The 13,206-nt window shown below is 73.6% G+C and carries 10 protein-coding genes; 9 read left to right on the top strand and 1 reads right to left on the bottom strand.

The window, feature by feature from the left end; translation table 11 throughout:
- Nucleotides 1-45: 45 nt before the first annotated feature.
- From ACGF3C_RS27700 to ACGF3C_RS27675, 6 genes are all read left to right on the top strand, one after another.
- Nucleotides 46-495 carry a MarR family transcriptional regulator gene (locus ACGF3C_RS27700; protein ID WP_357232675.1) on the top strand — a complete coding sequence of 150 codons (450 nt, stop codon included), beginning with the start codon at nucleotides 46-48 and terminating at the stop codon, nucleotides 493-495.
- Nucleotides 496-572: 77 nt separating this feature from the next.
- Entirely contained in the window at nucleotides 573-1,880 is a 1,308-nt protein-coding gene (gene paaK, locus ACGF3C_RS27695; RefSeq protein ID WP_393226524.1) for a phenylacetate--CoA ligase PaaK, read from the top strand.
- A 122-nt stretch (nucleotides 1,881-2,002) separates the two neighbouring features.
- A complete protein-coding gene (locus tag ACGF3C_RS27690; protein ID WP_393226699.1) occupies nucleotides 2,003-2,986 on the top strand; it encodes an aldo/keto reductase in 984 nt (327 codons plus the stop codon).
- Between the two features lie 76 nt (nucleotides 2,987-3,062).
- On the top strand, nucleotides 3,063-4,169 hold the full coding sequence (locus ACGF3C_RS27685) for a nucleotide disphospho-sugar-binding domain-containing protein (RefSeq protein WP_357234176.1): 1,107 nt from the start codon (nucleotides 3,063-3,065) through the stop codon (nucleotides 4,167-4,169).
- Nucleotides 4,170-4,224: 55 nt separating this feature from the next.
- Complete coding sequence (locus tag ACGF3C_RS27680; protein WP_393226522.1) at nucleotides 4,225-4,791, top strand: dienelactone hydrolase family protein; 567 nt, start codon at nucleotides 4,225-4,227, stop codon at nucleotides 4,789-4,791.
- 186 nt (nucleotides 4,792-4,977) lie between these two features.
- Complete coding sequence (locus ACGF3C_RS27675) at nucleotides 4,978-5,796, top strand: methyltransferase domain-containing protein (RefSeq protein WP_357234181.1); 819 nt, start codon at nucleotides 4,978-4,980, stop codon at nucleotides 5,794-5,796.
- Between the two features lie 304 nt (nucleotides 5,797-6,100).
- Here the strand turns inward: ACGF3C_RS27675 and ACGF3C_RS27670 are convergent, their stop codons facing one another.
- The gene (locus tag ACGF3C_RS27670) at nucleotides 6,101-8,353 is read right to left on the bottom strand and encodes an AAA family ATPase (protein WP_393226520.1); all 2,253 of its coding nucleotides are present in this window, start codon (nucleotides 8,351-8,353) and stop codon (nucleotides 6,101-6,103) included.
- Nucleotides 8,354-8,547: 194 nt separating this feature from the next.
- Here ACGF3C_RS27670 and ACGF3C_RS27665 point away from each other — a divergent pair, with 194 nt between their 5' ends.
- The 3 genes from ACGF3C_RS27665 to ACGF3C_RS27655 all read left to right on the top strand — a co-directional run bounded on the left by ACGF3C_RS27665 (nucleotide 8,548) and on the right by ACGF3C_RS27655 (nucleotide 13,136).
- Nucleotides 8,548-11,445: an AAA family ATPase gene (locus tag ACGF3C_RS27665; protein ID WP_393226518.1), complete on the top strand. Its 2,898-nt coding sequence runs from the start codon at nucleotides 8,548-8,550 to the stop codon at nucleotides 11,443-11,445.
- A gap of 143 nt (nucleotides 11,446-11,588) precedes the next feature.
- Nucleotides 11,589-12,359, top strand: a complete 771-nt coding sequence (locus tag ACGF3C_RS27660; protein ID WP_357235857.1) for a DUF5995 family protein — start codon at nucleotides 11,589-11,591, stop codon at nucleotides 12,357-12,359.
- A gap of 375 nt (nucleotides 12,360-12,734) precedes the next feature.
- Nucleotides 12,735-13,136, top strand: coding sequence for a hypothetical protein (locus ACGF3C_RS27655; RefSeq protein ID WP_393226516.1), 402 nt, complete (start codon nucleotides 12,735-12,737; stop codon nucleotides 13,134-13,136).
- The last annotated feature ends 70 nt before the right edge of the window (nucleotides 13,137-13,206 follow it).

Here is a 13,206-nt window from a genome sequence, read left to right as displayed (position 1 = left end):
GCGTGCTAGTCTGGGGTTCGTTCAGATCACAGCGAGGAGGCCGGTATGGGCATCGCCGACGACGCGGTCGAGATCCGCGCCCAGGGCTGGCGCACCCTCGCCGCCCTGCACGGGCTGATCGAGACATCCCTGGAGCGGGCGCTGCAGGCCGACCACGAACTCTCCGTCGTCGAATACACGGTGCTCGACGCGCTCTCCCGCCAGGACGGCTGGCACATGCGGATGAGCCAGCTCGCCCGCGCCGCCGCGCTGTCCGGCAGCGCCACCACCCGGCTGGTCACCCGCCTCGAACAACGAGGGCTGCTCACCCGCATCCTCTGCGCCGACGACCGGCGCGGCATCTACACCGAGCTGACCCCGGCCGGCTCCGAGCTGCTCGCCCAGACGCGACCCACCCACGACCGGGTGCTCACCGACGCGCTCGCCCAGGCGGAGGCCACCCCCGAGTTGGCGCCGCTCGTCGACGCCCTGCACCGGCTGCCAGCCACCCGCTGACCACCCGCAGGCCCGCGCGGCAGCGGGCGTACGGTACCCGCAGCCCCACCGGGACCGCCGCGCCAAGGAGGCAGCCGATGCAGGACCGCACCCCTCGTCCCGAGGAGCTGGAGCCGATCGAGCGCGCCGGCATCGACGAGCTGCGCGCCCTGCAACGCGACCGACTGCGCTGGTCGTTGCGGCACGCGTACGACAACGTGCCGCACTACCGGCGGGCGTTCGACGCGGCCGGGGTGCACCCCGACGACTGCCGGGATCTCGACGACCTGGCGCGCTTCCCGTTCACGGGCAAGGCGGAGCTGCGGGAGAACTACCCGTTCGGCATGTTCGCCGTACCCCGGGAGCGGGTGGCCCGCCTGCACGCCTCCTCCGGCACCACCGGCCGGCCGACAGTCGTCGGCTACACCCGCGACGACCTGCGCACCTGGGCGCGGCTGATGGCCCGCTCGATCCGCGCCTCCGGCGGCCGCCCCGGCGACCGGGTGCACGTCGCGTACGGCTACGGGCTCTTCACCGGCGGTCTGGGCGCGCACTACGGGGCCGAGGAACTGGGCTGCACAGTCATCCCGGTCTCCGGGGGCATGACCGAGCGTCAGGTCATGCTGATCCGCGACTTCGAGCCCGAGGTCATCATGGTCACGCCCAGCTACCTGCTGGCCATCGTCGACGAGATGCGCCGCCAGGGCATCGACCCGCGGGCCACCTCACTGCGGGTGGGCATCTTCGGCGCCGAGCCGTGGACCGAGGACATGCGCCGCGAGATCGAGCAGCAGTTGGACATCCACGCCGTCGACATCTACGGACTCTCCGAGGTGATGGGCCCCGGCGTGGCGACCGAGTGCGTCGAGACCAAGGACGGCCTGCACCTCTGGGAGGACCACTTCTACCCGGAGATCATCGACCCGGTCACCGGGGCGGTGCTGCCCGACGGCGAGCGGGGTGAGCTGGTGTTGACCTCCCTGACCAAGGAGGCGATGCCGGTGGTGCGCTACCGCACCCGCGACCTGACCCGCCTGCTACCCGGCACCGCCCGTCCGATGCGCCGGATCGAGAAGATCACCGGCCGCACCGACGACATGATGATCCTGCGTGGAGTGAACATCTTTCCCACCCAGATCGAGGAGCTGATCCTGCGCACCCCGCAGCTCTCGCCGCACTTCCAGTGCGTCCTCGATCGGCGCGGCCGGCTGGACACCCTCACGGTGCGGGTGGAGCGGCGGGCCGACGTCGACGTGGACGCCGCCGAGCGGGCCGGCGGCGCGCTGGTTCAACTGGTCAAGAGCACCATCGGCGTCAGCGTCGCGGTCGACGTCCTCGCCCCCGACACCGTGGAACGGTCGATGGGCAAGATGCGCCGCATCGTCGACCAGCGACCGTCCGTCTGACCGCTGCCCGACGTTCCGGGTCGGAAGCTGTGGGCGGGTAGGCCGCCGGCCGGCTTCTAGCCCCCGGGCCATCCCCACCGGCTTCACCGCCCGGCCTCGCCTACGCTCGGCTGGTGGACACCATGAGGTACGGACACCTGGGCCGCTCAGGTCTGCTGGTCAGCCGGGTCGGCCTCGGCACCATGAACTTCGGGTACACGGTGGACGAGGCGACCAGTTTCGCGGTCATGGACGCCGCCGTCGACGCTGGCATCAACATCTTTGACACCGCCGACGTCTACGGCGGGCCACAGTCGCCGGGGATGCAGAAGGGCTACGGCATCGCGGAGGAGACCGTCGGCCGGTGGCTGCGGCGCAGTGGGCACCGTGATGACATCGTCCTGGCGACGAAGGTGTACCAGCCGATGGGGCTCGGCCCGAACGACCGCCGGTTGTCCGCCTACCACATCCGCCGTGCGTGCGAGGCCAGCCTGCGGCGGCTGGAGACCGACCACATCGACCTGTACCAGATGCACCACGTGGACCGGGCCACGCCGTGGGAGGAGATCTGGCAGGCGATGGAGCAGCTCGTCCGCGAGGGCAAGATCACCTACGTCGGCAGCAGCAACTTCGCCGGCTGGGACGTGGCGCTCGCCCAGGCCGCCGCCTCGGCACGCCACTTTCTCGGCCTGACCAGCGAGCAGAGCCTCTACAACCTTGCCGTACGCGCCGTCGAGCAGGAGCTCGTCCCCGCCCTGCGTCACCTCGGCGTCGGACTGATTCCCTACAGCCCTCTGCAAGCCGGCCTGCTCGCCGGTGCGCTCGACGCCCTGGATCAGGGCCGCACCACCGACCCCTCGACCCGGCACCGCGTCGAGGCGCACCGCGCCCAGCTCACTGCCTACGAGGGGCTGTGCCGAGAGTTGGGCGCACAGCCGGCGGCCGTGGCCGTGGCCTGGCTGCTGCGCAATCCGGTCGTCTCCACCACGATCGTCGGCGCGACGACGATCGACGAACTGCGATCGGACCTCGACGCGTTGTCCGTGCGGCTGGACGACGAGGTGGTGGAACGACTCGACCGGATCTGGCCCGGCCCGGGAGAAGCCCCACAGTCCTACGCCTGGTGAGTCGGTTACCCGTCGGTGACGCCGACGGGCAGCAAGGGGCCACTGGTGTGGCGGTGGTCGACATAGGATCGGGTCCATGCGCGTGTTGGTGGTCTCCGCCCCGCTCGTCGGTCACGTCTTCCCCCTGGTGCCGCTCGCGGTCGCCCTCCGCGATGCCGGCCACGATGTGCTGGTGGCCACCGGCGGCGGAGCGCTGGCCGCCGCCGAGGCGGGTCTGCCGGTGCACGACATCGCGCCGGGCTTCGACTTCGGCCGGATCGCGCTGCGGGTCCTTCCCCGTCATCCGCTGATCGCGCGGGCGGAGCTGGCCGGCACCGCCGGCACCCGGGGCGCCGGCCTGCTGTTCGGCGCGCTCAACGACCAACTCGTCGACCCGGTGGTCGCGCTGGCCACCCGGTGGCAGCCGGATCTGGTGCTGTACGAGCCGTTCGCGGTCGCCGGCGCGGTGGCCGCCGCGAGGCTCGACGTGCCGGCCGTCCGCCAGGAGAACGCCCTCTTCGACGGCCGGGACCTGGTCGGCGCCACCGTCGCCCGGCTCGGCGCGGCGCTGCGCCGCCACGGCCTCACCGAACTGCCCGCGCCGGCCGCCGCCCTCGCCGTGGCGCCACCCAGCGTTGCCACCCAGGGCGGCTGGCCAATGCGCTACACGTCCTATGTCGGCGGCGGGGAACTGCCGGCCTGGCTGCGCGAGCCGGGTGAGCGCCAGCGGATCCTGGTCACCCGCAGCACCCTCACCGGCCCCGGAGACCGGGGGCCGATGCCCGCCGTGGTGGCCGCCGCCGCCGAGGTGGACGCCGAGATCGTGCTGGTCCGCCCCGACAAGCGGTCGGCCCGCTCGGTGCCCGGCAACGTGCGGGTGGTCGGCTGGATTCCGCTCGACGAGGCGTTGCCGGCGAGCGCGGCCCTGGTGCACCACGGTGGTGCGGGCAGTGCCTTCGGTGCCTTCGCCGCAGGCCGGCCCCAGCTGGCCACCACGGGTGCCGGGGACCGGCGGCACAACGCCGAGCTGGTGGCCCGTCGGGGAGCCGGCCTGGCGCTGCGTCCCCGGGACATCACCGCGCGGGCACTGACCCAGCTGCTCACCGACGAGCGCCTGCGGACCGCTGCCGCGCAGGTCAGCAGCGAGATCGCCGCGATGCCGCCACCGACGGACCTGGTCGCGCGGCTGGCGGCACTGGTCTGACGTCCACCCCGCGTGGCCACCCCGGATGCACTGTCGACTGCGGCAGGATGGCCGGATGCGACACGTCGTGCTGTTCCATTCCGTGTACGGGCTGCGTCCCGCCGTGCGCGCCGCCGCCGACCGGTTGCGCGCCGCCGGGCACCAGGTCAGCACCCCCGACCTGTACGGCGTCCCGGCCACCGACACCGTCGAGGAGGGCTTCGCGCTGCTCGACAAGATCGGCCAGGAGGTGGTGCTGGACCGGGCCCGCGCCGCGCTGCGTGACCTGCCACCGGAGACGGTGCTCGCCGGCTTCTCGATGGGCGCCGGGGTGGCCGGGGCGCTGCTCGCCGAGCGCCCCGCCGCCGCCGGTCTGCTCCTGCTGCACGGCACCGGTGGTGCCCCGGACGCGGTCTCACCCGGGTTGCCGGTGCAGCTGCACCTCGCCGACCCCGACCCGTACGACGCGCCGGACGAGGTCGACGAGTGGCAGCAGGGAATGATCGACGCCGGTGCCGACCTGACGCTCTTCAGCTATCCGGGCGTGGGTCACCTGTTCACCGACCCGGACCTGGCCGAGTACTCCCCGGACGCCACCGCGGCGGTCTGGCCGCGCGTGCTGGCCTTCCTGGCTGCCGGCTGAGCGGCCGGCGACGGCCAGTGGGGTCGGGGGGCGGCCCAGCCGAAGGGTGACCAACGGCAGGTGTCGGCCGCGGTCTCACACGTCGGTGTCAGCGGGAGAGTCGTCGGCGCAGCACGTGGGCACTGCAGAACACACCCCGTTCGATACCGTGGCGCCACCATCAAGATCCTCGAAGGGGGGCTGGCGATGACCACGACGGCCTTCGACGAATATGAACGGTCCCGCTGGGCCGGGCGCGCGGGGGCGTACGACAGCAGTCTCGCCGCGCTCTGCGCGTACCCCGCGCCAGCGTTGTTGGACGCCGCCGACGTCGGGGCCGGCACGCGGGTGCTCGACGCGGGCACCGGCTCCGGCACGGTGGCCAGGCTGGCGTGCGCGCGCCACGCCACAGTCGTCGCCGTCGACGCCGAGCCCAGCATGGTCGAGTTGGCGCGCGACCGCCTTCCGTCCGTCGACGAGGTCCGCCTCGCGTCGCTGCCGCACCTCCCGTTCGGCTCCCGGTCGTTCGACGCGGCCGTGGCGAACTTCGTGATCAACCATGTGGGCGACCCGCTGGCCGCGATCACCGAGCTGCGACGGGTCGTCCGGTCCGGTGGTCGGGTCGCGGTCACCGTGTGGCCGCACCCCCCGCCCGAGGCGCAGAGCCTCTGGGGTGAGGTGTTCGACGCCGCTGGGGTCGACCGTCGCGCCGCCGCCCCGACGGTGGACGCCGACCGGGACTTCCCCCGTACCCCTGACGGTTTGGCGGGCCTGCTCAGCCAGGCGGGGCTCGCCGACGTGCGCTGCGACACGATCACCTGGGCGCACCGCACCGACCCGGAGGCCTGGTGGAGTGGTCCCGCCAACGGCGTCAGCAAGCCAGGTCTGGTGATGGAGACCCAGCCGGCTGCGGTGATCAGCCGCATTCGCGCAGCCTACGACGAGCTGACCGCCCGCTACCGTGGCCCCGACGGCCTGCTCGCGCTGCCCACCGCAGCGCTACTAGCCTCAGCCTCCGTACCCTAACCCCCCACCCGGCCACCCCGCCCCACGCCCCACTGCGCCGATCTTGCAGTTTCGGTTGCCGATATCGGTGGGATGCCGCTTATGCCGGGACAGCAAGTGCAAGATCGCCGGCCACAACCGTCGATCATGGAGTTGTGGCGCCTGACTTGTGGTCTTCGGGGTATTTGTCACCCACCGCAACTCCATGATCGGCAGGGCAGGGCAGGGCAGGGCAGGGCAGGGCAGGGCAGGGCGGGGCAGGGCAGGGCAGGGCAGGGCAGGGCAGGGCAGGGCAGGGCAGGGCAGGGGCTGAGGGTGGGGGTGGTTAGGCGGAGGCGGGTAGGTCGTCAAGGGGGCGGATCAACGGTGGGCGGGGTGCTGCCCGTACTACGCCCGGCGGGGTTCCGGCGTCCGCGAGTGTCCACTGTGTGGCCGAACTCGCCGGCGTGGGGCGGATCGGCGTTGCGGGCCGTCCGACGTCCTGGGATCGGTCACCGCTCGCGCGGCGCCGAGGCCGGGACGCCGCAGCGGCCGGCGTCGGCGGTACGTCGCCTGCCGAGGCGACGGCTCGGAGCTTGCGTGGGCTCGCCGTGCGGTTGGTGGCGGGACCCGACGCGGCGGGTCGGGTGGCCATCGTCGGGGTGGGGCTGCCTCGCCTCAGCGGGGTCGGGCCGGTGGCACCGCCCGCCCCTGCCGAGGCCAGCGACGCGAAGACGTCGTCGAGACGGCCGGTCCGAGCGCCAACGGTGTCGAGGCGCACGATCTGCGCGCTCCTCGCCGGCGAGCCGTTGGGCACACCAGCGAGCGAGTCGGGCGGGCCGGCGTCCCGGTGCGCCGTGTCGAGGTGCGGCGCGGCGGCGGTCCGGCGTTGGAAGACGGCCCGCAGGGCGCGGGGCAACCGTTCGACGGCGACCTGGCGCAGCGCGGGAGCGGCGAACGCGTACCCGTCGACGTGGTGGGGGAGCAGCAGCCCTGCGGTGACCAGCTCGCGGAGCGCGGGCGCGGACCGGCCGGGTGTCCAGCCGAGTGCCCGGTCCACGGCCGCCCCGGAGATCAGACCACCGAGGGTGCCGGCGGCCATCAGCACCGCCCGCCGCTCACCGTCGAGGTGGTCCAGCTCCGCGCCGACGGCCCGGCGTACGGCCTCGGGCAGCGGGAGGGCCGCTGGATCGGCACCGTCCACCAGCGACGTGACGTATGCCGCCGCGTGCCCGGGGCGGCCGCCCACCAGCGGCAGCAGCCGGTCGACCAGGGCCACCGGCTGTCCGGCCCGGGTGAGCAGGTGGCGCAGCAGCCGTCCGGACTGCACAGTGGCCAGGGGTCCGATCGTCATCTGGCGGGCCGGACCGGGCCGGGTGTCGGTCCACTGCGGCTGGTGCACTGTGAGCAGGGCCAGCGGCAGCCCACGCTCCGTCGCCGCGTCGTAGAGCGCGTGCAGGAAGCGGCTCACCGCGGGCGCGGCCCGGTCCAGGTCGTCGACGGCCACGATCAGCGGTTGGTGGGCGGCCAGCCGCAGCAGGACCTCGCGGCAGATCGCCGCGCCGGTGAGGGCGGTGGCCGAGCCGTCCGGGGTGGTCAGCATCCGCTGGAGCGCCGGAACCGCGGTGGCCACCCGGGTCGGCGGAAAGAGCGGGGTCAGGGCGGCGACGAGCCGGTCGTGGACGGCCGCAGGGCCGTCGCTGTGCCGGATCCCGGCGAGGCCGCGGAGCAGGTGCGCGACCGGCGCCAACACCTGGTCGGGGTACGGCTGGCAGGTCGCCACGCACCAGCGGACCGGCAGTCCGTCCACGGTGGTCAGCCCACGGGTCAGCTCGTGCAGCAGCCGGCTGCGCCCACTACCGGTGGGGCCGACCAGTGAGATCCAGTTTGGTGTCCGGTGTCGGATGGCCGAGCCCAGCTGGTCGCGGATGGTGGCCAGCTCGCGGCGTCGACCGATCAACGGGCCGTCGTGCCGGTCGGCACCGGGGCGAACCGGACCGAGGGCGTGCCAGACCGGCACCGGCGACACCCGGCCGGCGACGGGCGTCGGCGTCAGCTGACGCTGGGTGATCAGGCCGGCGGTGGCGCGGGCGGTGGCCGCGCAGAGTGCGACGGCGCCGGGCGCGGCGTACTCCTGCAGGCGGGCCGCTGTGGTGATCACCGCCCCGCTGGCCAGGCCGTGCCCGCCGGTGACGGCGTCGCCCAGGTCGACCACCACCTCGCCGGTGGCGACACCGACCCGGACGCGCAGCCTGATGCCGTCGACCATGGGCCGTCGGTCCAGCGCGGCCTGGATCTCAAGCCCGGCGCGCACCGCCCGGTACGCGTCGTAGCCGTCGGAGTGCCGGGCGCCGAAGAGCGCCATCACCGCGTCGCCGATGTACTTCTCCACGACCCCGTGCCAGCGGTGCAGCACACCGGCGACGGTGTCGAAGTAGGCCCGCTGCAACGCTCGGACGTCCTCGGGGTCGAGCCGGTCCACCAGGGCCGTGGATCCGACGATGTCCGCGAAGAGGACGGTGACGACGCGCCTCTCCTGGGGTACCGGCCAGAGCGGGGTGACGGTCCGCTGCGTGTCGACGATGATGCTGGTGGTCATGGGTGTCGCACCGGCCTCTCTCCCCGCTGTTGCCTGATCACCTCCGGAGATTGGCATTACTGGGCCGACGGGGGATCTGCCGAACGACGTATGTCGGCCACCTGCAACCTTTAGTCGCAAAGTCGACGCGAGGAGTACCAGAAGCGGTGGGCGGCCGTAGAACGGTGTGGGGCCCTGTGATTAGGCTGCGTGGCATGGCCAGCGATGTGGACACCGCACCGCTCGTGGGCCGGGCCGAGCTGGTGCAGACGGTTCGGTCCGCGTTGCTCGGTGAGGCAGCGCACGGGCAGACCGCAGCGGTCTTCCTGACCGGCGAGAGCGGTGTGGGAAAGACCCGGCTGTTGGGCGAGATCGGTGACCGCCTGCGGGAGCGGGGCGCCGTGGTGCTCACCGGCAGCTGCCTGGACATCGGCGACGCCTCTCCGTTGCACCCGCTGTTGCAGGCGCTGCGCCGGTTCGACGCCGAGGTGTCCACCTCGCCCGCCCGCACCTCGTCGGCGGTGCGGGGGCTGTTGCAGATGTTCGCCGACGAGACCGCCAGCCCGGACGGCGCCGGCGCGTTGCTGGAGCGGGTCTCCCGTGGCCTGCACCTGATCGCCGAGGGTCGCCCGCTGGTGCTGATCCTCGATGACCTCCAGTGGGTCGACCGCAGCACCCGGCAGCTCCTGCTCTACCTGCTCGCCGGCCTGGGTGATCTTCAGCTGTCGGTGCTGGCGGCGGTGCGCGCGGAGTCGTTGCAGGGCGCTCACCCGCTGCGCCGCGTGCTCACCGAGCTGCGTCGGCTCCGCACGGTGCGGGTGCTCGACCTGGCGCCGCTGGGCCGGGCTGACACCGAGACACTCGCCGCCGCGGTGGTCGGCCGGACGCTGAATGCCGACGCGGCCGAGCAGGTGTGGCAGCGCAGCGGCGGCAACCCGTTCGTCATCGAGGAACTGGCCCGGGATCTGCGCGACGGCCGCGACGGGCTGTCCGAGACGCTGCGGGAGATCTTCCTCGATCGGGTCGACGCGCTGCCCCAGCACGCGCACGCCGTGGTGCACGCGGTGGCCGCCGGGGTCGAACCGGTGCAGCACTGGCTGCTGGCCGAGGTGCTGCGGATGCCGGAGGACGAGCTGATCGCCGCGGCCCGGGCCGCGGTGGCGCACCGGCTGCTGGTCGGCGCCGACGAGGGCTACCGGCTGCGGCACCGCCTCGTGGCCGAGGTGCTGGCGCACGAGCTGCTGCCGGCCGAACGCTCCGGGCTGCACCGCCGCTACGCCGAGGCGCTGACCACCGCGCCGGGTGAGTTGCACCAGGCCCGGCTGGCGCACCACTGGCGGCTGGCCGGCGAGCCGGCGCGCGCCCTGCCGGCGGCGGTGGCTGCCGCTCAGGAGGCCGAGCGGCTGCACGGTTACGCCGAGGCGCACCGGCACTGGTCGGCGGCGTTGCAGTTGGCCGCCGAGCCGGGCCCGCTGACGGTGGACCGGGTCGAGTTGCTCGAGAACGCCGCCGAGGCGGCCCACCACTGTGGGGAGCACGCCCGCGCGTTGGCCCTGCTGGAGGAGCTGGCCGCGCTGCGGGGTGGCGAGCCGAGCTGCGCGCTGCACATCCGCCGCGCCCGCTACCTGGCCGCCGCCGGTCGCTCCGCGCTGGCCGAGGAGGAGTACCAGCGGGCGCTGAAGGCGGCGGACTGTTCCCCTCGGGACCGGGCCAGCGCCGCCGCCCGCCTGGCCGAGCTGCTGCTGCACCTGGGTCGCTACGCCGACGCCGGTGAGCGGGCCCGCGAGGCGCTGGCGTTGGCCGAGAACGTGGCGGGCTCGGCCACCGAGGTGGTGCTGGCCAGTTCGGCGTTGGGCTTCAGCGACGCCTGTCTGGAAGACCCGGACGCCGGTCTGGCGGTCATGCGCGACGCCCTCGACACCGCCGAGCGTGCCGGTCAGCCCGAGGACGTGGCCTGCGCGTACCTGCACCTGGCGGAGCTGCTGACCGGGCCGCTGAACGTCCTCGAGGAAGGCGTGGTGGTGGCCCGGCGGGGCGCCGAACGGGTGACCGAGCTGGGCCTGGGCCGCACCTGGGGCACCCGGCTGCTGGCCATCGCCATCAACGGGCTGTTCCGGGTGGGCCAGTGGGCCGAGGCGGAGAAGGTGGTGGCCGCGGCCCTGCGGCACCGACCGTCCGGTGCGGACGCCGTCGAGCTGCTGTTGGCCCGGTGCCGGCTGTCGGTGGGCTACGGCGACATCGAGGCCGCCGGTCGGGACCTCGACGCGGTGGCGACCCTGCTCGCCGGCGGCGGGGCGCGACACGTCATTCCGCTGCTCACCCTGCGCTCCGGGCTGGCCATGTGGGAGGGCCGGCACGACGTGGCGCGGCAGGCGGTGCAGCGCGGCCTGACCGAGAGCCGTTCCGACGACGTGATGATCCTCTCCGCGCTGGTCTGGCACGGCCTGCGCGCCGAGGCTGAGGCGCACGCCAGCCGCACTGTGGAGGTGGACCCGACGGCGGTCCGCCGGCTGCGCGACGTGGCCGAGCGGGTGGCCCGCAAGAGCGCCGGTGCCGCCCGGCCGGTGCGTTCGGTGGTGCAGGGCTTCCTGGCGCTGTGCGCTGCCGAGGTCAGCCGCCTCGACGGCAGCGATCCGGAGCTGTGGGCCGCGTCGGCGGCCGAGTGGGATCGACGCAATCACCCCTATCCGGCGGCGTACTCGCGCCTGCGGCAGGCCGAGGCGCTGTTGGCTCGGCGCAGCCGGGTGGCCACCGCCGGCAAGCTCCTGCGGGAGGCGTACCGGGTGGCGCAGGGGTTGGGCGCGGTGCCGCTGACCTCGGAGATCCGCGAGTTGGCCGGGCGGGCCCGGGTGTCGCTGGACGAGCGCGACAGCATCAGCGGTGCGCGCGGCGTCCCGGTCGAGGCGTCCGACGACGAGTTGGCCGCGCTCACCGCCCGGGAGCGGGAAGTGCTCGCCCTGGTCGCCGAGGGGCTGACCAACAGGGAGATCGGGCAGCGGCTGTTCATCAGCGAGCGGACCATCGGGGTGCACGTGTCGCACATCTTCGACAAGCTCCAGGTCCGTACCCGCGTGCAGGCCAGCGCGATCCAGTTGCGCAACCAACGGGGCTGACCGACTCCACAGTGCGTACGTATCCCGGCGCGTGTGCGCGCCGGGATACGTCGTTCTACTGATCCGCTGGCCGGGTGTCGGCTGAGAGGCTGGGCCGCGTCGACGACGGCACGGGGGATGCCGCCGACCACAATGGAGGAGAAATGATCGAACCGGTCTGGGGGCCCGTGCACCGGGACATCGTCGACCTGCTCGCCGATCATCCCGCGGACGTGCCGGCCGTGGTCGATCACCTGACCAAGCTTCAGGACATGCTGGTCCGGTTGCCACCGTTGGAAGCCAGTTGCCCCCTCGCTGACTTCAACAAGCTCTACCTGACCATCACCAGCAGCGTGCTGGACGGGCTGTACGACGACCGCTTCGTCGATCCGGTCTTCCTCTCCCGGCTCGACGTCGAGTTCGCCGCCCGGTACTTCGACGCGATGCGGCTGTGGACCGACTCCAGCCCCGGCACCCCGAAGGCGTGGTCGTGCCTCTTCGAGCGGATGCGGGGGCCGGATGCCCGGCCGCTGCCGTCGGCGGCGGCCGGGGTGAACGCGCACATCAACTTCGACCTGCCGTTCGCCCTGGTGACCACGTTCGATCACCTGGAGTCGGAGCCGGTCGACGGCAGCGACCAGCACCACGACTACCTCGAGATCAACAGAATCTTCGCGGACAAGATCCCCGGCCTGCGCCGGGGCTACCTGGAGCGGTGGCAGCTGCTCATCGACATGCTCAACGGCGACATCGACGACTGGTACCAGGGGGAACTGGTCGAGTACACCCGCGATGTCGCCTGGCGTAACGCGCAGAAGATCTGGCGGTGCCGGCACGATCCGGACGCCCGAGAGTGTGAGCGCACACGGCTGGACGACAACGCCGCGGCGCTCGGCCGGTTGCTGCTGTCGCCCCTCGGGGCGTTCCTGCAGTAGCCGGGACGGGGGGCCTCCGCGCTCCGCCCCGTGGGGGGCGGCGGAGCGCGGAGGCGCGTCCCACCAGTTCCACCCCGTGTGGCCGCCCGAGGTCGGGTCGGTCACTCAGGGGACAGCCGGTCGGCCCCGGGGGGTGTCGACCGTCTGCCGCCGTCGGCCGGCCCGGGAGGGTCGGCCGACGGTGGGGGGAACGCCGGGCGGGAGTCGCGTCGACGGCCAGCGGATCCGGGGGTGTCAGCGGGCTCGGATCGGGTACGCCCGCGCCATGACCGTCCTGGCCCGGCGTCGGCCCGCCGCCCGCCCCCGGCCCGCGCGGCCCGGCCCGCTGCGGCCGGGCGGCCCGGTGTCGAAACCCACCGCTCGGCCCAGCGCCCGATGACCGGCGTCGTGGCCCGGTTTCCGTTCCGCTTCGATCCGGTGTTCCGCCCGATGCTGGCGCTGCTCGGGGTCCGCCCGGCGACGGCCTGGGTCGCCGTCACCGAACGGGACCTGATGATCCGGTACGGGCCGTGGCGGCTGCGGACCGACCGGGGCAACGTCACCGCGGTGGAGCTGAGCGGACCGTACCGCTGGTGGCGGGCGATCGGCCCGCACCTGTCGCTGGCCGACGGCGGCGCGACCTTCGGCAGCAGCGCGGCCGGCGGGATCTGCCTGCGCTTCGGCGTACCGGTGGCGGCGCTGGTGCCCGGGGGACGGCCCCGGCACCCGGCGGCCACCGTCACCGTCGCCGACCCACCCGCGCTGGCCCGGCTGCTCGCCGTCGCGGACCTGTCCTGAGCAGGCCGAACAGGTACCCGGTTCCGCCGATCGGACGCCGGGGCACCGCCTACCGTCAGATCAGGACCTG

It is taken from the genome of Micromonospora sp. NPDC047762 (assembly GCF_043204655.1).
Lineage (GTDB): Bacteria > Actinomycetota > Actinomycetes > Mycobacteriales > Micromonosporaceae > Micromonospora.
This window is presented reverse-complemented; position numbering and strand designations above follow the sequence as displayed.

Excerpts from the sequence above, each read along its gene's own strand:
- paaK (WP_393226524.1), top strand. The coding sequence starts at position 573 with ATGCAGGACCGCACCCCTCGTCCCGAGGAGCTGGAGCCGATCGAGCGC.
- ACGF3C_RS27690 (WP_393226699.1), top strand. The coding sequence starts at position 2,003 with ATGAGGTACGGACACCTGGGCCGCTCAGGTCTGCTGGTCAGCCGGGTC.
- ACGF3C_RS27700 (WP_357232675.1), top strand. The coding sequence starts at position 46 with ATGGGCATCGCCGACGACGCGGTCGAGATCCGCGCCCAGGGCTGGCGC.
- ACGF3C_RS27675 (WP_357234181.1), top strand. The coding sequence starts at position 4,978 with ATGACCACGACGGCCTTCGACGAATATGAACGGTCCCGCTGGGCCGGG.
- ACGF3C_RS27670 (WP_393226520.1), bottom strand. The coding sequence starts at position 8,353 with ATGACCACCAGCATCATCGTCGACACGCAGCGGACCGTCACCCCGCTC.
- ACGF3C_RS27665 (WP_393226518.1), top strand. The coding sequence starts at position 8,548 with ATGGCCAGCGATGTGGACACCGCACCGCTCGTGGGCCGGGCCGAGCTG.
- ACGF3C_RS27680 (WP_393226522.1), top strand. The coding sequence starts at position 4,225 with ATGCGACACGTCGTGCTGTTCCATTCCGTGTACGGGCTGCGTCCCGCC.
- ACGF3C_RS27655 (WP_393226516.1), top strand. The coding sequence starts at position 12,735 with ATGACCGGCGTCGTGGCCCGGTTTCCGTTCCGCTTCGATCCGGTGTTC.
- ACGF3C_RS27660 (WP_357235857.1), top strand. The coding sequence starts at position 11,589 with ATGATCGAACCGGTCTGGGGGCCCGTGCACCGGGACATCGTCGACCTG.
- ACGF3C_RS27685 (WP_357234176.1), top strand. The coding sequence starts at position 3,063 with ATGCGCGTGTTGGTGGTCTCCGCCCCGCTCGTCGGTCACGTCTTCCCC.